The organism is Pontibacter sp. LHS2, assembly GCF_058932845.1.
The window spans coordinates 787149-806523 of record NZ_JBZYWG010000001.1 but is presented as its reverse complement, the minus strand read 5'-3'; the positions used below and the strand labels follow the sequence as shown (position 1 = coordinate 806523).

The 19375-nt window shown below is 46.5% G+C and carries 18 protein-coding genes and 3 tRNA genes; 11 read left to right on the top strand and 10 right to left on the bottom strand.

Translation table 11 applies throughout. The features are described 5' to 3' along the window. The first annotated feature begins 180 nt into the window (after positions 1-180). The 3 genes from pckA to AC5FX6_RS03475 all read left to right on the top strand — a co-directional run bounded on the left by pckA (position 181) and on the right by AC5FX6_RS03475 (position 3337). Positions 181-1797: a phosphoenolpyruvate carboxykinase (ATP) gene (gene pckA, locus AC5FX6_RS03485; RefSeq protein WP_493595635.1), complete on the top strand. Its 1617-nt coding sequence runs from the start codon at positions 181-183 to the stop codon at positions 1795-1797. A 137-nt stretch (positions 1798-1934) separates the two neighbouring features. Then, entirely contained in the window at positions 1935-2651 is a 717-nt protein-coding gene (locus AC5FX6_RS03480) for a 16S rRNA (uracil(1498)-N(3))-methyltransferase (RefSeq protein ID WP_493595634.1), read from the top strand. Positions 2652-2671: 20 nt separating this feature from the next. After that, on the top strand, positions 2672-3337 hold the full coding sequence (locus AC5FX6_RS03475; protein WP_493595633.1) for a DUF4159 domain-containing protein: 666 nt from the start codon (positions 2672-2674) through the stop codon (positions 3335-3337). A 148-nt stretch (positions 3338-3485) separates the two neighbouring features. Here AC5FX6_RS03475 and AC5FX6_RS03470 read toward each other — a convergent pair whose 3' ends face one another. After that, the gene (locus tag AC5FX6_RS03470; protein ID WP_493595632.1) at positions 3486-4034 is read right to left on the bottom strand and encodes a hypothetical protein; all 549 of its coding nucleotides are present in this window, start codon (positions 4032-4034) and stop codon (positions 3486-3488) included. A 141-nt stretch (positions 4035-4175) separates the two neighbouring features. Between AC5FX6_RS03470 and smc the strand changes: the two genes are divergently transcribed. Beyond that, the gene (gene smc / locus AC5FX6_RS03465; protein WP_493595631.1) at positions 4176-7718 is read left to right on the top strand and encodes a chromosome segregation protein SMC; all 3543 of its coding nucleotides are present in this window, start codon (positions 4176-4178) and stop codon (positions 7716-7718) included. An 83-nt stretch (positions 7719-7801) separates the two neighbouring features. On the opposite strand, the gene AC5FX6_RS03460 is transcribed toward smc, so the two are convergent. From AC5FX6_RS03460 to AC5FX6_RS03435, 6 genes are all read right to left on the bottom strand, one after another. Then, entirely contained in the window at positions 7802-8146 is a 345-nt protein-coding gene (locus AC5FX6_RS03460) for an MmcQ/YjbR family DNA-binding protein (protein ID WP_493595630.1), read from the bottom strand. A 156-nt stretch (positions 8147-8302) separates the two neighbouring features. Continuing rightward, positions 8303-8854 carry a 1-acyl-sn-glycerol-3-phosphate acyltransferase gene (locus AC5FX6_RS03455; RefSeq protein ID WP_493595629.1) on the bottom strand — a complete coding sequence of 184 codons (552 nt, stop codon included), beginning with the start codon at positions 8852-8854 and terminating at the stop codon, positions 8303-8305. A 93-nt stretch (positions 8855-8947) separates the two neighbouring features. Then, positions 8948-9481, bottom strand: a complete 534-nt coding sequence (locus AC5FX6_RS03450) for a hypothetical protein (RefSeq protein ID WP_493595628.1) — start codon at positions 9479-9481, stop codon at positions 8948-8950. A gap of 231 nt (positions 9482-9712) precedes the next feature. Continuing rightward, the gene (locus tag AC5FX6_RS03445; protein WP_493595627.1) at positions 9713-10483 is read right to left on the bottom strand and encodes a patatin-like phospholipase family protein; all 771 of its coding nucleotides are present in this window, start codon (positions 10481-10483) and stop codon (positions 9713-9715) included. After that, complete coding sequence (locus tag AC5FX6_RS03440) at positions 10484-11326, bottom strand: MBL fold metallo-hydrolase (protein WP_493595626.1); 843 nt, start codon at positions 11324-11326, stop codon at positions 10484-10486. A 222-nt stretch (positions 11327-11548) separates the two neighbouring features. After that, entirely contained in the window at positions 11549-12499 is a 951-nt protein-coding gene (locus AC5FX6_RS03435; RefSeq protein ID WP_493595625.1) for an acetyl-CoA carboxylase carboxyltransferase subunit alpha, read from the bottom strand. Between the two features lie 223 nt (positions 12500-12722). On the opposite strand from AC5FX6_RS03435, the gene AC5FX6_RS03430 reads away from it, so the two are divergent. From AC5FX6_RS03430 to AC5FX6_RS03415, 4 genes are all read left to right on the top strand, one after another. Then, a tRNA-Asp gene (locus AC5FX6_RS03430) sits at positions 12723-12796 on the top strand. Between the two features lie 63 nt (positions 12797-12859). After that, positions 12860-12933 (top strand) — tRNA-Asp (locus tag AC5FX6_RS03425). Positions 12934-12990: 57 nt separating this feature from the next. After that, positions 12991-13064, top strand: a tRNA-Asp gene (locus AC5FX6_RS03420). A 30-nt stretch (positions 13065-13094) separates the two neighbouring features. After that, entirely contained in the window at positions 13095-13220 is a 126-nt protein-coding gene (locus AC5FX6_RS03415) for a hypothetical protein (RefSeq protein ID WP_493595624.1), read from the top strand. A gap of 183 nt (positions 13221-13403) precedes the next feature. Here AC5FX6_RS03415 and gmd read toward each other — a convergent pair whose 3' ends face one another. From gmd to AC5FX6_RS03400, 3 genes are all read right to left on the bottom strand, one after another. Next, positions 13404-14516 carry a GDP-mannose 4,6-dehydratase gene (gene gmd / locus AC5FX6_RS03410; protein ID WP_196115001.1) on the bottom strand — a complete coding sequence of 371 codons (1113 nt, stop codon included), beginning with the start codon at positions 14514-14516 and terminating at the stop codon, positions 13404-13406. Between the two features lie 53 nt (positions 14517-14569). Further along, positions 14570-15523, bottom strand: coding sequence for a GDP-L-fucose synthase (gene fcl / locus AC5FX6_RS03405; protein ID WP_493596637.1), 954 nt, complete (start codon positions 15521-15523; stop codon positions 14570-14572). A gap of 254 nt (positions 15524-15777) precedes the next feature. After that, positions 15778-16605 (bottom strand): DUF481 domain-containing protein, encoded by an 828-nt coding sequence (locus AC5FX6_RS03400; protein ID WP_493595623.1) that lies wholly within the window; start codon positions 16603-16605, stop codon positions 15778-15780. 163 nt (positions 16606-16768) lie between these two features. Here AC5FX6_RS03400 and AC5FX6_RS03395 point away from each other — a divergent pair, with 163 nt between their 5' ends. Genes AC5FX6_RS03395 through AC5FX6_RS03385 form a run of 3 tightly spaced genes read left to right on the top strand, consistent with a single transcriptional unit; the run spans position 16769 to position 19357 of the window. Next, positions 16769-17242 (top strand): hypothetical protein, encoded by a 474-nt coding sequence (locus AC5FX6_RS03395; protein ID WP_493595622.1) that lies wholly within the window; start codon positions 16769-16771, stop codon positions 17240-17242. Between the two features lie 57 nt (positions 17243-17299). Then, positions 17300-17977: an HD domain-containing protein gene (locus tag AC5FX6_RS03390; RefSeq protein ID WP_493595621.1), complete on the top strand. Its 678-nt coding sequence runs from the start codon at positions 17300-17302 to the stop codon at positions 17975-17977. A 48-nt stretch (positions 17978-18025) separates the two neighbouring features. Next, on the top strand, positions 18026-19357 hold the full coding sequence (locus AC5FX6_RS03385; protein ID WP_493595620.1) for a DNA recombination protein RmuC: 1332 nt from the start codon (positions 18026-18028) through the stop codon (positions 19355-19357). Positions 19358-19375: the final 18 nt, after the last annotated feature.

Below are 19375 nucleotides of genomic sequence, written 5' to 3'. Positions count from 1 at the left end.
GCATACAAAGAAGGTAAATATATTGGTTTGGACGCACACAGACAAATATTTTTTGGAGGAATGCCACCGACCAACCCCATTTTTAATTAAAGCGACTAATCTTATTTTAATATCTAATATTTTATATTTTTGTATCACCGTTGTGAAACAAACAGTTCACTTAAAACCCTTTATTTTCAAATGAAAGAATCTGGTATTAAATCAGGTACAGTAGGTCTTGAGAGCCTGGGCATTAAAGAAGCGAAAGAAGTGCTTTGGAACCTCACCCCTGCCGAACTAGTGGAAGAGGCCCTTAAAAATGGTGAAGGCGTACTCACTGACACTGGCGCCCTGATGTGTGACACAGGCAAATTCACGGGTCGTTCTCCGAAAGACCGCTTTGTAGTGAAAGACGCCAAAACCGAAAACACCGTATGGTGGGGCGACATTAACATTGCGTTCGATCCCGAAAAGTTCGACAAACTCTACGACAAAATGATCGACTTCCTGAAGGATCGTCGACTGTACGTGCGTGACGCTTATGCCGGTGCTCATCCTGACTACCGTCTTGACTTACGCATCGTTAACACGCAGGCATGGCATAACCTTTTCTGCAACAACATGTTCCTGCGTCTGGAGAAAGAAGAGCTTAAAGACCACAATCCTGCCTTCACGATCATTTGCGCGCCTGAGTTTGAGGCTGATCCGGAAGTAGACGGCACGCGTCAAGCCAACTTCGCCATCATCAACTTCACCCGTAACATCATCCTGATCGGTGGTACCGGCTATGCAGGCGAGATGAAGAAAGGTATATTCGGCGTGCTGAACTATATCCTGCCAGAAGAGAAAAACACGTTATCCATGCATTGCTCTGCTAACGTGGGCAATGACGGTGATACGGCAATCTTCTTCGGCCTGTCAGGTACTGGTAAAACTACTTTATCGGCTGACCCTAACCGTGGCCTGATCGGTGATGACGAGCATGGCTGGACAGCAGACAGCGTGTTTAACTTCGAAGGTGGTTGCTACGCCAAGGTAATTGACCTGACCCGCGAAAAAGAACCACAGATCTGGGATGCCATTAAATTTGGCGCTATCGTGGAAAACACTCGCTTTGTAGAAGGTACACGCACCGTTGATTACGAGAATAAGTCTGTAACAGAAAACACGCGTACAGCTTATCCTATCCATCACATCGACAATGCGATAGAGCCATCCAGAGCTGACATTCCAAAAAACATCTTCTTCCTGACAGCAGATGCTTTTGGTGTACTTCCTCCAATCTCCAAGCTGAACACGAGCCAGGCGATGTATCACTTCATTTCTGGTTATACTGCGAAGGTAGCCGGTACTGAAGTTGGTGTGACAGAGCCACAAACAACGTTCTCAGCCTGCTTTGGTGCTGCATTCCTGCCGCTCCACCCAACCAAGTATGCAGAGATGCTGGGCCAGAAAATGAACGAAAACAATGTGAATGTGTGGCTGGTAAACACCGGCTGGACAGGTGGTCCTTACGGTGTAGGCTCTCGCATGAAGCTTCCTTATACCCGTGCCATGATCACGGCTGCCCTCAACGGTGAGCTTGACAATGTATCGTTCACGAAACATCCAATATTCGGTGTTGAGATGCCAAACTCTTGCCCGAATGTGCCGGATGAGATCCTGAATCCACGTAACACATGGTCTAACAAGGAAGAGTACGACGCAAAGGCCACTGACCTTGCAACTAAGTTTGTGAAGAACTTCAGCAAATATGCTGATTTCGCAAGCGAAGATATCATGGCTGGTGCTCCACAAGTAGAAGTGTCTATAGACTAAGTTCTACTGAATAAATAAAAAAAGCCTTCCTGCTAAAGTGGGAGGGCTTTTTTTATGAAAGACAGTCTGTTTCCATGTTACAAAAATGACTACTTTCGTATACCTGAATCAGGCTTTGTGAACCAACCGCTATTACCGTGCACTTATTCTACACCCCCGACATCAATTCAGAGATATATACGCTGGCCGAAGACGAATCGAAGCACTGCACCCGTGTGCTGCGCCTACATCAGGGAGACACGGTATACCTGGTAGACGGACGCGGCAACAGGTATACAGCCATTATACAGGATGCTCATCAAAAACGCTGTCAGTTGCAGGTGATCGACAAGCAGCTGGAGTATGGCAAACTCCCCTATTATGTGCACATTGCCGTGGCTCCTACCAAGAACATTGACCGGATAGAGTGGTTCGTGGAGAAAGCGGTTGAGATCGGTGTCAGTGCGATCACTTTTCTGGAATGCGAGCACTCTGAACGCAAACAGCTTCGGATTGATCGCATCGAGAAGATTGCTGTCAGTGCCATGAAACAGTCTCAGAAAGGCTATCTGCCCTTGTTAAACGAGATGATGCCCTATGAGCGGTTCCTGAAAACCTGTATCCCGGAAGATACCTTTATTGCGCATCTGGAAGATGATGCCACTAAATCGATCCGGGATTATTATAAGGTAAACCGGCAGCATTGTATCCTGATCGGTCCGGAAGGTGATTTTTCTACAAATGAAATAGCAGCAGCCTATGAACTAGGTATAAAACCTGTTACACTAGGACAGAGTAGATTGCGTACTGAAACGGCCGCTTTAGTCGCCTGCCATACCTTGCACGTACTACATGATATCTATTCCCCGTTATAATCTATTCTAAAGATTTATCTATGAAGCGCTCCCTCCTGTTTTTATGTCTGATCTTATTTTGTGGCGTACTGGCTGCACAACAGAAGTATAGCTTCAGAATTGCTAAGCTGAAGTATAACGGCGGCGGAGACTGGTATGCGAATAAAACTTCATTGCCAAACCTGATCAGATTCTGCAATCAAAACCTGAACATGAACATCGCACCTGAAGAAGGTGTGGTCGAAGTTGGGAGTCCGGAGCTTTTCAGCTATCCTTTCGTGCATATGACAGGGCATGGCAATGTGGTATTTTCGGATGCCGAAGCGCAAAACCTTCGGAACTACCTGATCAGTGGCGGTTTTCTGCACATTGACGACAACTACGGATTGGACCAGTACATTCGGAAAGAGATGAAGAAAGTTTTTCCGGAATACGAATTTGTGGAACTGCCTTTTGACCACCCGATTTATAGCCAGAAGTATACCTTCAAGAACGGCTTACCCAAGATTCACGAGCATGACAACAAGCCGCCTCAAGGCTTTGGCATCATCCACAAAGGCAGATTAGTTTGCTTTTATAGCTATGAAACAGATTTAGGCAATGGCTGGGAGGATGCCGAGGTGCACAATGATCCTGAAAACAAAAGACGGGAAGCACTTCAAATGGGTGCAAATATACTTGCTTATGCGCTCACGCAGTATCTATAATCAGATAAAATAAGATTACGTTTCTGAAAGGCATTATATACCTGGGATATCAATTCTCAAAAGCAAACCCAAACTATAAAAAATTCAACTAACAGAATTCAAAGGCTGGATACCTTAGTTTTTGTTATAAGATCAAGGTATAGCAGATTTAATACTGCTTTCTGTTGAAGATCTCAGTTAGAATAAAGGCTTGTCGAACAGTTTGAGGATTTTGCAGCAACTGGGCATAGATGTTCGGGACTTCCTTTCTCTCCTGCTTTTTGATTTCATACAGGGCATCTGCTGCAGCAATGCGCTCTTTTCTTTGCTGGTTGTAGAGTCTGGCCTGTTCTGGGTTTTCCAGGGAGAGTGCCCGCATAGGCTCCCGTTCCTTAGCAACAGGTTGCGTGATAGGCTTTAATACTGGCTTTGGCTTCTCTACTGGGGCTCTATTCTGCTCGTTAGCCCTTTCCATTTTCGACTGCATTTCACGCAGAATATCCTCAAATGATGTAGCTGGAGCCGATGGCCTTTGCTGTCGGGCCTGTGGCTGGGCGGTAGGTATGGGTCGTGGTGTCGGGCGTTCCTGAGGTGGTCGCTCCTGCGGAGCCAAAGGACGTCCGTCATCTTCAGGCGTTTTAAAGGCTTTGCGCCAGGCCGTGTAGATGAAGTATGCCACAATGGCCAGAATGTATAGGATCAGTTTAAAATCTTCCATGCTCTCAGTCTCTTATCAAATATAGCAGAATTAATGTATTTCAGCTGCATAGTTCCTGTATATTTATACTGCTCCCTTGCGCTATGGTAAACAAATTAGTCTTATTTTTGAGTTTGGTTTGAATAGATTCCGCTGACGCGAATGCAAGTATCAAGATTAGAAATTAAAGGATTCAAGAGTTTTGGCGACCGCGTTGTCATTAATTTTGATGAGGGTATCACAGGTATAGTAGGCCCCAATGGATGTGGTAAATCCAACATCGTGGATGCCATACGCTGGGTATTAGGGGAGCAAAAGACGCGTAACCTGCGATCCGACAAAATGGAGAACGTGATTTTCAACGGCTCCAAAACCCGCAAGCCGGTGCAGATGGCAGAGGTATCCATTACCTTCGACAACAACAAAGGTATTCTCCCAACCGAGTATTCCCAAGTCACTGTCACCCGCAAGTACTACCGAAATGGCGACAGTGAATACATGCTCAACGGCGTAACCTGCCGCCTCAAAGACATCAATGAACTCTTCCTCGACACAGGTATAGGCTCTGACAGCTATGCCATCATTGAGCTCAAAATGGTGGACGAGATCCTGAATGACAAGGAAAATTCCCGCCGACTGTTGTTTGAGGAGGCTGCCGGTATATCTAAGTTCAGGGTACGCAAGAAGCAAACGCTCAAAAAACTGGAAGAGACTGATGCCGACCTGGAGCGTGTCGAAGACGTGCTCTTTGAGATTGGCAAGAATATGAAAACGCTGGAACGTCAGGCAAAACAGGCAATTAAGTACTTCCAGTTAAAGGATGACTACAAGAAATTCAGCCTGGAGTATGCCCGTCGTAACATCAACCAGTACCAGCAAACATTGGAGCGTCTTGAACAGGATGTGCAGCAGGAAACCGCTCTGAAGGAAGGTTATGTAGTGGCTGTAACAGAAGCTGAAGATGCTATAGCAGACCAGAAAGCGGAACTGAACCTGACGCAGGAGCAGCTAACTGAGATGCAGAAAACTATGCAGGTACAGACTGCAAAATTGCGTCAGCTGGAAAACGACATTAAGCTCAAGTCTGAGCGCAGCAACTTCCTGAAAGAGCGCATGACACAATTGCGTCAACAGATCAGTCAGGATACTGCCAACCTCGAGCATACACAGGAGAGCATTGTGGAACTCCGCGATGAGCTAATTCAAGTGCAGGACAGCTTTGCTGGTGCCGAAGAGCAGGTAAACGCTTTGAAAGAGCAACTGCAAGAGGCCAACGAGCAGAAGCTGGGTCTGCAGGAGGAATTTCAGGAGTTATCACAGGAGCAACGCAGCAAGCAAAATGCTGTTTTCCAACTGAACAAATCACTTGAGATAAGCCAGGTGCAGATTCAAAACCTGACGCAGGACCTGGAGCAACTTCGCCAGCAACAACTAACAGCCGATGAAGACGCCGCTGTACTGCAGGAACAACTACAGGAAGCACAAGCAGAACTGGAAGAAAAGACCTCTGCACTGGTGAGTCTGCAGGCCAAAGAAGAGTCGCTGTTGCAGAACGTCGAGAAAACAGAAACCGACATTGAAGGACTGAAAGAGCAGTTGGTAGCGCTGAACAGAAAGCGTGACGCCCGTCAGAACCAGTATAACCTGACCAAATCGTTGGTGGAAAATATGGAAGGTTTTCCGGAGGCGATCAAGTACCTGGCGCAGTCAGACAATTGGAGCAATCCAGCTCCTCTCCTATCTGATATCATCGCATGCGAGCCTGAATACAAGTCACTTATCGAAAGCTACCTTGAGCCCTACATGAACTTCTTCGTTGTGGAAGAATTGCAAGATGCCGTGGAAGCAATCGCCTTACTCAAGCAACACAATAAGGGACGCGCTAACTTTATCATTCTTTCTGAGATTGAAGAATTGGAGCCGACAGCTACTTTTAGCGATGGTGCTCTGAAAGCTGCCTTTGAGGTGGTAAAAGCTGATAAAAAATACAGTAGTTTACTTAAGTACATGCTGCGCAATGTGTACATCAGCGACGAGACCGAGGAAGACTTCTCCGCAGAGGACTACCGCACGATCATCCTGAAAGATGGCTCTGCTATCAAGAAGCCGCTGAGCCTGTCTGGTGGTTCGGTAGGTCTGTTTGACGGCAGCCGTCTGGGCCGTAAGCAAAATCTGGAGCAGTTGGCCGAAGAGCTAGAGCAGCTTCAGCAGGAAGTAGAATTGATGCAAAGCCGTATCAACGCGCAGCAGCAAATTCTGATCAACTACCGCAGCGAATCGCAGAAAGAAGCGATCAAACAGCTTGAAAAAGAAGTGGCCAAGCTGCAGCAGGACCTGCTCACGGTACGCATCAAAAACGAGCAGCACCAGCAGAATCGCAAAAACTTCGATCAGAAGCAACAGGAGTTGCAGAAACGCCTGGATGACCTTTACATTCAAAGTCAGCAAGTGTCGCCTCAAGCAGAGGAAGACATGCAGGAATTGAAGCAGCTGGAAGAGCAGTTAGCCGTGCTTACTTCGCAAATCAACCAGCAACAAGAGCAGATCAGTGTAATCTCTGGTATGTATAACCAGGAGAACATACAGTTCCACCAGCTCAAAAATCGCTTTGGCTCACTACAACAGGAGATCAGCTATAAACAGAAGACAGTAGAGACAAACCAGGAGCGCATTGCCGGATTGCGTCAGGAACTCCAAAAATCTGAAGAAGAAACCTTAGAGGCGACGGACTTTATAGAAGAGAACGAGGCTTTGGTGCAGACCATGGTGGAGGCCCGCCGGGAGTTTGGTTATGAACTGGATGCGGTAGAAAAGAAATACTTCAGCCTGCGAGGTGAACTGGACGAGAAAGACAAGACAATCCGGGAGCTGCAACGCAAGCGCCAGAACGCAGATGAACTCCTGATGCGTATGCAGCAGACCATAAATGACACGCGTATCAAACTGGTGTCAGTGCAGGAGCGTCTTGGAGCAGAGTTCAACATTGCTACGGAAGAACTGGAGCAACCTATACCTGAACTTGCTCATGATGGACTCTTCCAGTTGAGTAATGAAGAACTGAACAAGAATATTTCCGAGGTTAAGTCATCACTGGACCGAATGGGCCCTGTGAATGCCATGGCAGCGGAGGCCTATGTTGAGATTGAAGAACGCAACAAGTTCATAACAGAGCAGCGTGATGACCTGGTGAACGCTAAAAATGCCCTCATTGACACGATCAATGAGATCGACACTGTAGCTAAAGAGAAGTTCTTGTCTTCGTTCAACGAGATCAAGCAGAACTTTATCCGTGTGTTCCGTAGCCTATTCACAGAAGAAGATAACTGCGACCTGGTACTCACTGACCCGAAGAACCCGTTGGACTCCCGCATCGAAATTATGGCGCAACCGAAAGGCAAGCGACCGCTGACTATCAATCAGTTGTCAGGTGGTGAGAAAACCTTAACGGCGATCTCTCTCCTGTTTGCTATCTACCTGCTTAAGCCAGCACCGTTCTGTATTTTTGACGAGGTAGACGCACCACTGGATGATGCGAACATTGACAAGTTTAACAACATCATCCGTACCTTCTCAAACGAGTCGCAGTTTATTGTCGTGACGCATAACAAGCGCACAATGGCCTCAACTGACGTGATGTATGGCATTACCATGATCGAAGCAGGTATATCCAGAGTTATACCAGTCGATTTAAGACAGATCGCTTAGGATCCGACTTACCCTCAAAACAGAAGAGCCGCTGAATAAATCAGCGGCTCTTCTGTTTTGAAACTATGATACATAATCCCAGCTTAAGCATCGATCTCTTTTTGTAGCTTTTTAGTCAGTTTAGACTTTACCAGCTCATAAGACTGTTTAACATAACTTTCCCACTCTTGTATAGTTAGCCGGTCCCATGCTTGCACCTGCACCCATTTGTTACGAGCCATGTATGGAGCAGGTATGATTGCCGCGGTATTTGAGAGTTCGTCAAACTCAGCGTCGATTACTTTAAATGAAACACTTGGATCTCCCTGAAGACTGGTCACGCAAAACATTTTACCCCCGATAAGAAAACAAAGATCATTTCCCCATTTCACATCTTCTGTTACCCCTTTCAGGTTAAGGCAATACTCTCTTAAAACTTCTATGTTCATTTGAAATAGGGATTAAAGGATAGATGCAGTCAAAAAAAACCTGCAGCAGAGGTTAATGAAAGAATATAGTAAAGAGCTTAGCGCTTACAAAGCAATTTGAATTGCTTTGCCTTATGTTAACAGGTACAAGAAGAATGGCATCAGCACCAATAAAACTTATCTAACCCCTTGCTCAGGATACTTGCCAGTTTTCGTACGATAGAAAGCCATGATCTTTTCCAAATCGGCTTCTATGTCCCCTGATGGGTAAATAGATGGTCCTATACCTGCCTCCTTTTTAGCATAGTCTACATAGCCTAGCACAATTGGTACGCCTGCACCAATGGCTACATGGTAGAAACCCATACGCCAGCGTGGCTGGTATTTGCGGGTACCTTCTGGTGTTACGAGCACACACATATCGCCTGGCGTTTCTTTGATGATCTTGATCATAGCATCAACCATTCTTGTGTTTTTAGAACGGTCAATCGGTAAGGCACCCATTGATTTGAGAAGACCACCAAAAGGGAATTTCATGAATTCTTTCTTGATGGTAAATCGAATTGGAGCCTCCATCATGTAAAAGGCGGCCCGGGCGAATATGAAATCCCAGTTACTGGTATGTGGTGCGGCCACCATGACGCAACGGCGCTGATCTGGTGCCAGATTGCCATTTAATTTCCAGCCTGCAATTTTGAAAAGAAGTTTAGAGATCGCTTTTGCTAACATATAATAGGCTATAAAAAAATGCTAATCCACGACTCTACAAGGGAGAATGGATTAGCATTTCAAATATAGTATATTCTCTGCAAAAACAGAATCTTATAGGGCGCGTTTGATCACGTGCGACTTCTGACGCAAAAGATAGGCCTGCAATCCGAAGCCAATCATTGGCCCAAGTTCAGTGTAGGCCCTGCCGTCGCGGTCCACTTTGCGGAAGTAACGTAATGAGATAACTGGCTCAAGTGAAAACTGCTTGTTCAGGAACAGCGCATAACCTAAACCAACGCCACCTTCCAAAGCTTTATACTTCCGATCAACATCATTGAAATTTTGGAGTCCGGCCAATAAGGTCAGTTCACCGAAAACACCATTGAGCATATAATAGCGAAGAAAAGGTCCTGCCATTACAAAAGTTTCTCTGCTGGGTTCCCGCACATTGTCTGAAGCATCGGTTATCTTACTACTCCGGTGCAGCACACTGAGGTCAAGCCCCACGGCAAAGTCCTCACGCACAAAATAACCGTTTTTGCTGCGTAAATTAAAGTCGATCCGTCGGCCAGTTACTTCCTGACCGGCTCTGTTCAGTTCATTGGAGGTAATCAGGTAACTCCCCTGAAGATTACCACCTAGCATCAGAGAACCGTGTTTGATTTTGGCTCTAATCAGCGAACTCTCATTTTCCTGGGCCCTAAGAGAACAAATGTTAATAAAAATTAGGGCTACAATAAGGGTAAAGATACGATGTAGCATGGCAGAGTTAGATTGTATATGCAGTATTTACGATTAATATGAAAAGTAAGATTAAATTTTATCTTTTAATATTAATAATCTTAAAAGATAAATATTTTTTTAAAGCTTACTCTGCTAAGCTGATTGAGTTGCCCCGATTAATTCATTTTTAATACTTATTGTATAGTTGTAACCAATTTGAAAAAGTTCATCAGCTTTGCTAAAGCTCATGAGCCTGTAGTGCTTCAATTCGGGTGGTTCCACAAAAAAATCACAGAGGTGGCGGCGCAATTGCACATTGTTGTTTATTGCCAAATGTGCAGTTCGCTCGATCATACTTCGCAAGCTGGTGATACGCACATCATGGTTCAAGGGATTACTATGCACCCCTATCTTTATATCACATTTTCCCTCCAAAGCCGCTGTTGGCAGATTGTCCAGCAAACCACCGTCATTTAACAGCATGCCCTCATATTGCACTGGCCTGTATAAAACGGGAACTGCGGAGGAAGCAATCAATGGCTTGATCAGGTTACCACTGGAAAAGTTAACAGTCACGCCGGCATGCATATCAGTAGCACCGATAATAACAGGCAGCTGCAAGTCTTCAAAAGTGGCATTCTCCCCGAGATGGCGGCAGTAGAGTTTTTCTACTTCGTCTAGATGGAGTATACCTACTTGACCGATGGCCAATCGCATGATACGGTAGATACGCAATTCCTTGATGAGGCGCAGTATATCGTCTGGACTAAAACCCGCTGCGTAAAACACGGCTACAATAGCGCCTGAACTTACCCCGGAAAGAATAGCTGGCTTGATCCCTAGTTCGTCAAAGGCTTTGAGTACGCCCAAGTGTGCGATACCTCTGGCAGCGCCTCCTGATAGTGCCAGCCCTATTTGCTTCATCTAAAGTTCGCTGAGTGAAAATGTGGAGGCTAAGCGAACACCCTTTTCAGTGTGCTGCACGGTACAGCATTCATTCACAGCATCATGCTCCAGGTATAGCACTAAGTTCTCTTCCGCCGCCATGTTTAGAAAGCGGGCTTTCTCGTCAAGTGTCAGCAAAGGACGTGTATCATAACCCATGACGTATGGCAATGGTATATGCCCTGTAGAAGGCAGCAAATCAGCCATGAAAGCTACTTGGCGATTCTTATAGGTGATGATGGGCACCATCATCTTGTCTGTATGTCCATCAGCGTAAAAGATGTCAAACTGCGGGAAAGGAGAAGGCTTGGCAGGGTCAACAAACTGCAGGTGGCCACTTTCCTGCATCGGCAGGATGTTTTCTTTCAGGAAAGACGCTTTTTCACGCGCATTTGGCTCCGTAGCCCATTTCCAGTGGTCAGCATTTGACCAGTAGGTTGCATTCGGGAAAACAAGTTCTATAGCCCCATCACTGTTCTTATACCTGACACCGCCGCCACAGTGATCAAAATGCAGGTGTGTCAGAAAAACATCCGTGATATCCTGGTGCGAGAATCCGGCAGCGTGTAAGGATTTCTCAAGCGTAGCATCTCCATGAAGGTAATAATGACTGTAAAACTTTGCGTCCTGTTTATCACCTATTCCATTATCGATGAGGATAAGTCGATCGCCGTCTTCAATCAACATACAGCGCATCGCCCAGGTACACAAATTATTTTCATCGGCTGGGTTTGTGCGCTGCCACAGTGATTTGGGCACGACCCCGAACATGGCGCCACCATCCAACTTAAAGAATCCTGTATCGATTACGTGTAGTTTCATAATTTTATAGTGTTAGGAATTAAGGGTAATTCAAGAGAAATGTATTGATCATTTCCTTTTACTCGATGTCCAGACTATACTTATAGCTTTCCCCTTAAAGTTACCAAATCAAAAAGAGGTGGCAAAACCAGTATGGCCGCCACCTCTTATATATTTTAGGGAGTAAAACTTTAAAGTGCCGGATTTACGCCTACTTAAAATTTCACGATGTTCTACTCTAGGTTAACCTTCTACTACCACGCCCATGGCAGAGAATTTCTCGATGCGCTGCATGATGCGGTCTTCGGGAGCTATACCTTCCAACTCATCCAGCATTTTACAGATCTCTTTCTTAAGCGTGCGCATCATTTTATCTGGCTCCGTATGGGCCCCGCCTAGCGGCTCCTTGATAATACCGTCAATCAACTTGTTCTGCAGCATGTCGGTAGCTGTGAGCTTGAGCGCTTCAGCAGCCTGCTCTTTATAATTCCAGCTGCGCCATAAGATAGATGAGCAAGATTCAGGCGAGATAACAGAATACCAGGTATTTTCAAGCATCATCACACGATCACCGATTGCTATACCTAGCGCACCACCGGAAGCACCCTCTCCTATGATGATACAGATCACCGGTACTTTCAGCATGAACATTTCTTTCAGGTTGCGGGCAATTGCCTCACCTTGTCCACGCTCCTCAGCCTCCAGTCCAGGAAAAGCGCCTGGCGTATCAATAAACGTCACAATAGGACGACCAAACTTCTCCGCCATTTTCATCAGGCGAAGCGCTTTGCGGTAACCTTCCGGGTTAGCCATACCAAAGTTGCGCATCTGACGCTGCTTGGTGTTTCGCCCCTTCTGCTGACCAATGAACATCACGCTGCGGCCATCTACTTCGCCAAAACCACCCACCATCGCCTTGTCGTCGCTTACAGTGCGGTCGCCATGCAACTCCACAAACTTGGAAGTGAGTCCGGCGATGTAGTCCAGGGTATAGGGTCTATCAGGATGACGGGAGAGTTGAACGCGCTGCCAACGGGTGAGGTTGGCGTAGGTCTCTTTCTTTAGCGTCTTTATTTTTTCTTCAAGCGCTTTGACTGCTTCAGAAACGTCTACCTGGCTTTCGCTGGCCAGTTTTTTCATTTCCTGCAATTTGCCCTCCAGGGCCGCTATAGGTTGTTCAAAATCCAAAAGCATAATTCCTCATTGCTGATTGAAGCACAAATTTAACAGTTTACAGTTACGGAATTGCCAATCTTCAAAAATTATCGTCTATTACAAAAAAAGAATATTTGGTTTTGAGCTAGTTACGTTTTTAAGGCGAAAATATAGGGCCAAAATGTAGCGTGACACTTGCAGAATCAAAATTTACCCTCTACATTTGTGACACTTTAACGGATAGCGTTATCGAAATACATTTGGTCTGGTAGTTCAGTTGGTTAGAATGCCGCCCTGTCACGGCGGAGGTCGCGGGTTCGAGTCCCGTCCAGACCGCAGCTTAAACCCCTGCGGTTAATTTACAAGTAGAGCAACAGGCTCTGCACGTTTCAAGATTTTGGTCTGGTAGTTCAGTTGGTTAGAATGCCGCCCTGTCACGGCGGAGGTCGCGGGTTCGAGTCCCGTCCAGACCGCAGATTTAAACTGCGGTTTTTGCTCAGAGTAGATGACTCTGATTTATTTAAAGTATTGGTCTGGTAGTTCAGTTGGTTAGAATGCCGCCCTGTCACGGCGGAGGTCGCGGGTTCGAGTCCCGTCCAGACCGCTTAAAAGCTCTTGCGAAAGTAAGGGCTTTTTGCGTTTAAAGACCTCCCCTCTTCCATTCTATACCTATACCTATACCTATACCTATACCTATACCTATACCTATACCTATACCCGTGCACGATTGGAAGGGTCGCGGCCTGTCCCTACAAGGTAGCAACAGATATGTGTAATCGACCAGCAAGACAACAAAGCTCTCCTGTCCTATTCACTTCTCTACCTTCTATCCCTCCACATTCTGTCAGTGTGAGGTACGAAGTATACTAGAAACAAAAATGGCAGCTCCACTAAGTGAAGCTGCCATTTTTATAAAGCTATACCTTACTAAAGATAAAGCAGATTATTCGTGGTAGTTCAGGATGCGGTGACCACCTTCCATCAGGTAAGTGTCACGCTTGAACAGTTCGATGTCATTTTGCATCATGTCTTTTACCAGTGCTGGCAAATCGTATTTAGGAGTCCAGCCCAGTTTTTCTTTTGACTTGGTTGCATCACCGATCAACAGTTCCACCTCTGTCGGACGGAAGTAGTTCGGATCTACACATACCACTTCTTTGCCAATTTCAATCTGGTACTCCGGATTGTTGCAGGCAGCCACGTAGCCTTTTTCGTCCACACCTTCTCCCTTGAACTCAATCTCAATGCCCACCTCGGCAAATGACATCTTCACAAAGTCACGTACCGTAGTGGTTACACCAGTAGCGATAACAAAGTCCTCCGGTTCGTCCTGCTGCAGGATACGCCACATAGCCTCTACGTAGTCCTTGGCATGACCCCAGTCACGTTTGGCGTCCAGGTTACCCAGGTACAGACCGTCCTGTAGACCCATTGCGATACGGGCCGCAGCACGTGTGATCTTACGCGTCACAAAAGTTTCACCTCTCAGCGGTGATTCGTGGTTGAAGAGGATACCGTTGCAAGCAAACATGCCATAAGCTTCGCGGTAGTTCACCGTGATCCAGTAAGCGTAAAGTTTAGCCACTGCATAAGGGGAGCGCGGGTAGAATGGCGTAGTCTCTGTCTGCGGTACAGCCTGCACCAGACCGTACAACTCAGAAGTAGAAGCCTGGTATACCTTCGTTTTCTTCGTCAGCCCCAGGATGCGGATAGCTTCCAGGATACGCAGCGTGCCCAGACCGTCAGCGTTGGCGGTATATTCGGGCGTGTCAAAGCTCACCTTCACGTGGCTCATCGCTGCCAGGTTGTAAATCTCATCTGGCTGCGTTTCCTGAATAATACGGATCAGGTTGGTAGAGTCGGTCAGGTCACCATAGTGCAGCTTGAAGTTGATGTTCTTCTCGTGCGGATCCTGGTAGAGGTGATCGATGCGCTCTGTGTTGAACATCGAGCTACGGCGCTTCACACCGTGTACTTTATATCCTTTGCTTAATAATAGCTCCGCTAAGTATGCGCCGTCCTGTCCGGTAACGCCAGTGATAAGGGCTGTTTTCATGTGATATACTTCTTTAATGTAATTCTCTTTTTATGGTTGTATAGAATGTATGACTAAGCAGTCACGTATTTTTCTTTGAAATCGGCATAAGCAAGTGCTATACCTTCGCGTAAATCAATTTGGTGTCGGAAACCAAGGCTGTGCAGTTTGCTTACATCCATCAGTTTGCGTGGTGTGCCGTCGGGCTTCGAAGTATCAAACTCCAGTTCGCCTTCATAGCCAATCACATCTTTGATCAACAGGGCAAGCTCTTTGATCGATATATCCTCCCCTGTTCCGATATTGACCAGTTCACGGCCGTCATAATTTTCCATCAGGTATACACAGGCAGCAGCCAGGTCATCTGCGAAAAGGAACTCGCGCTTCGGACTCCCTGTGCCCCATACGGTAACAGCAGGTGCGCCGTTGTCTTTCGCCTCATGTATTTTTCGAATCAAGGCAGGAAGCACGTGCGAGTTCTGAAGATCATAGTTATCGTTATAGCCGTAGAGGTTCGTTGGCATCACGCTGATAAAGTTGCTGCCATACTGATCACGGTAGGACTCACAAAGTTTTATACCTGCAATTTTAGCAATGGCATAAGGCTCGTTCGTCTGCTCCAGCGGCCCAGTCAGCAGGTATTCCTCCTTCAAGGGTTGAGGCGCCATTTTAGGATAGATGCACGAAGAACCCAGGAACATCAGTTTCTTCACACCATATTGATGTGCGGCCTGAATGATGTTGGCCTCAATCATAAGGTTATCGTAAAGAAATTCTGCGCGGAAAGTGTTGTTGGCGTGTATACCTCCTACTTTGGCAGCTGCCAGAAATACATAATCGGGTTTCTCTGTTTCAAAGAATTCCTGTACAGCCTGCTGGTTTCTCAAATCCAGTTCAGAAGAAGTGCGGGTGATGATCTGGTTATGGCCATTTGCCTCAAGTTTGCGCAGGATGGCGGACCCCACCATTCCCCTATGGCCGGCAATATAAATTTTAGAAGTTTTTTCCATCGAATAAAAAGTACAAATGTGCGCAGTTATAGCACGCTGGACTTACCAGTTATTTAATTAAACGTCAATTACCAGGATTGAGTGTTCCGGTCACAGGATAGTTACAGTGATGCGGTATAAACAGCACCTTGTAACATAAATCCTATGACGCAGCTTACGCCAAACTTGACTGCATTGTTTGGCTCAATGCAAATAATATTAAAAAAGTTTGATATAAAAGTGCGTAAGCTCAGTACAATTAATGTGTTGGCTGTTATGAAAAGGGTGTTTCGCTAAAAATCTACCTGCAATCCGTTGGTAATCGCATAGATGAATCGGGTCACGGGTACAATGGGTCTGTCTTCGTAGGTGAAGCTGAAATTAGTGCGCATTGACACATGTCCGATCAGCTTGACTGTCAGGCCCAGGTCACCGCTGATGCGGTTGCGAAATCGGCTGATTTGCTGATCATATCCTGTCTGGTAGTAGGCTATGTTATTTGTCTCGACGTGCTCGGATAGTTTAGAGCGCAAACTGATGTAATTGGTAGACTTAAGCAAATCTGCCCTGCGTGTGACATCCTCCTGCTCCGGATCATCCCAGCTCTCGTGCTCATGCATTAAGCCGGTGCCTGCAAACCATGAGGTGTTATCAGTGCGATAAAGCAGCCAGCGCACTCCCCCACCCGTCAGAATTCTTCGCTCCAATCCGCGGGCCATGTCTGCCTGGTATTGTGTAAAGAGTTCGTAGGAAACTTTGCGTCGGCTGAACAAATTCGTCCGAAAGTGTGAGTATCCATTACTTGCCACAGTATTGCGCAACTCCCGGGAGTCATAATTCACTAACAGGTAATTATAGTAGTTCAGAAACAGGTAGGTATGCTGCTTGGATATATAGGCCAGATCACCGTTAAAAGTCAACTGCAGAAAATTATTGGGGTTGTTACGCCCCGCATTGCGGTTGAACATCGAAAAATTAAGCCCCGCCTTACCGGTCAGGAAATCAGCCGTGTCGCGTTGCACCCTTGCCCTCTCAATGTTCAGAATCTGGGCTTCCGCATGAGGGACAGCATAGACAAGGGAGATCAAAAGGAAGGAAACGATAACAGCTAATACACGCATAATATGTGGCTTTTCAGATGAGCAGGTATACCTGCAAAGGTATAAAGCCAGGGGGAGCAATGAAAATCGGGTGCTAATTCATAACATTTGAAGGAGTTGTCGTTTTATAGTATTAGAGAAGTTAATACCTCATTTCTATATCTTATACCTAACAAACTATTTTATGGCAAGAAGTTCAGCACAACTGGTTGCGGCTATCCGTCAAACAGCCGACCGACTGGCACAAGGCGCCAATTATCAATGGGGGCATATGGGCAGCTGCAATTGCGGTCACCTGGCCCAGACCATCACACAACTTGATAAAGGCTACATACACGGAGCCGCCATGTGGCGACACGGCGACTGGGGAGAGCAGCTTCGCGACTACTGTCCACAGAGTGGCTTACCTATGGACGAGATTATAGACCAGATGATTTCCTGGGGATTAACAAAAGATGATTTAGCACACTTAGAGCGGCTTTCAGATGCAAATGTGAAAGCCGCGCTTCCGAAGAACAGACGCTATTTGAAACATAATCTTCGTGATGATGTAGTGCTATACCTACATACCTGGGCCGATTTGCTGGAGTTGGAATTAGTGCCACCACTCAATAGAGAAGGTGTTAAAGCTAAAGCTGTGACAGGTATAGCGGTATAATTTATGGATTGTAGCTTACAGGTATATTTTGCAGTTTTGGCAAAAATATTCCTAAGCATGCAACATCAGACTATTATCGACGCTACGGCAACCTATGTGAGAGAACAACTCGAAGGCGAAGGTTCCGGTCACGATTGGTGGCATATCTACAGAGTCTGGAAGAATGCTCTGCACATCGCATCACTAGAACAGGGCGCCGACATTTTTCAGGTAGAGCTTGCCGCTCTGCTGCATGATATTGGCGACCACAAATTCCATGATGGTGATGAAACGGTTGGCCCACGCATGGTGCGGGATTGGCTGGAAAAGATGGGGCTGAACGAAGAACTCATCACAGCTATATGTGCCATTGTCAGCGACCTGTCTTACAAAGGAGCCGGCACCTCTTCTGCCATGCCCACCCTGGAGGGGCGTATCGTACAGGACGCTGACCGGCTCGATGCGATCGGCGCGATTGGCATTGCCCGCACGTTTGCTTACGGAGGTCACAAAGGACGTGAATTATATAACCCGTCCACTGCTCCCGTGCTACACGATAATTTTGAAGCCTACAAGTCCAGCACTGCCCCTACCATCAACCACTTCTATGAAAAGCTGCTTCTTCTGAAAGAACGCATGCATACTCCGACAGCGCGTGCCATGGCTGAGAAAAGACATCATTACATGGAAGATTTTCTGGCTCAGTTTTACGCAGAGTGGAATGCAACTGACTTTGAAGACTTGCCCAAAAACTAAATAGTTTAGCATCTGGTTTGAAATGCTAAAAAAACATACCTTTACTGAATGGAGATAATGGTAGGTATAGCGGCATTTTTAACGGGGCTTGTGGTGGCGTATTTGGCAATGAGAGGAAAAATAAGTGCGCTGCAAGACAAAGCCAATCAGGCAGTAGTGGCACAGGGTGTGCTGGAAGGGCAGGCAAAACATAGCGCACAGGAGGCCGAAGCCCTTAAAAAGCAACTGCGGGAAGCACAAACAGAAACCCTGGAGCTAACCAATGCGCTTACTAAAACAGAAACAGATTACGAACACCTCAGCCAGCGCATGCATGAGCAGGCTAAAGAACTAGAACAACTCCGCGAGAAATTTCTTCAGCAATTTCAGCATATTTCCAATCAAGTGCTCATGACAAATGCTGAGCACTTCAATAAGGCCTCTTCCGAAAACCTGGAGCGGATTCTGACACCTTTGAAAGAAAGAATCCGCGAGTTTGAGGCTAAGGTAGACCTAACTTACGAGAAAACACTGAAAGATAGTATTTCACTGAAGGAGCAGATCAATCAATTGTCAGCCCTGAACCAGCAGATGAGCCAGGATGCCCTTAACCTGACCAAAGCCCTGAAAGGTGAGAACAAGACGCAGGGTAACTGGGGTGAATACCTCCTCGAAAGTCTGCTTGAAAAATCAGGCCTACGGAAAGGCGTGCATTATGAGCGTGAAGAAGTCAGACAGAACGACGAACAAAAGGTATACCGGCCAGACGTAATCATTCGCCTTCCCGACTCCAAGCACCTGGTGATCGACTCCAAACTCTCGCTGGTTGCGTATGAAGCCTATTGCAGCTGCGAGGATGACGGACAGCTCGAGGCTTATTTGCGCAGCCACATTAGTTCTATCCGAACGCATTATACTGACTTGGGGCGAAAGAACTATCACCGTCTGAGCGGCATTAACTCTCCTGACTTCGTGTTGATGTACATCCCGATCGAGCCTGCCTTCAACCTGGCTTTGCAGCACGACCAAAACATCTTTACCGATGCCTTTGACAAAAACATTGTGTTGGTGACTACCTCTACCCTGCTGGCCACCCTGCGTACCGTCGCCGGGGTGTGGCGCCAGGAGGATCAAAAACGAAATGTACTGAAGATTGCAGAGGAAAGCGGAAAGCTCTACGACAAGTTTGTGGGTTTTGTAGAAGACCTCAAGACTGTAGGCCGACACCTTGAGCAGAGCCAGAGCGCTTACAACGGAGCCATGAATAAACTCACTGATGGAAAAGGAAACCTGATACGCAGAGTGGAGATACTGCGCGAACTCGGAGCTAAAACAAGCAAGCACTTAGATGAACACCTGCTGCAGGAAGCGATAGCCGCTCCCGGTGAAGACGACGAATAAAAATTACGCTATAATAAA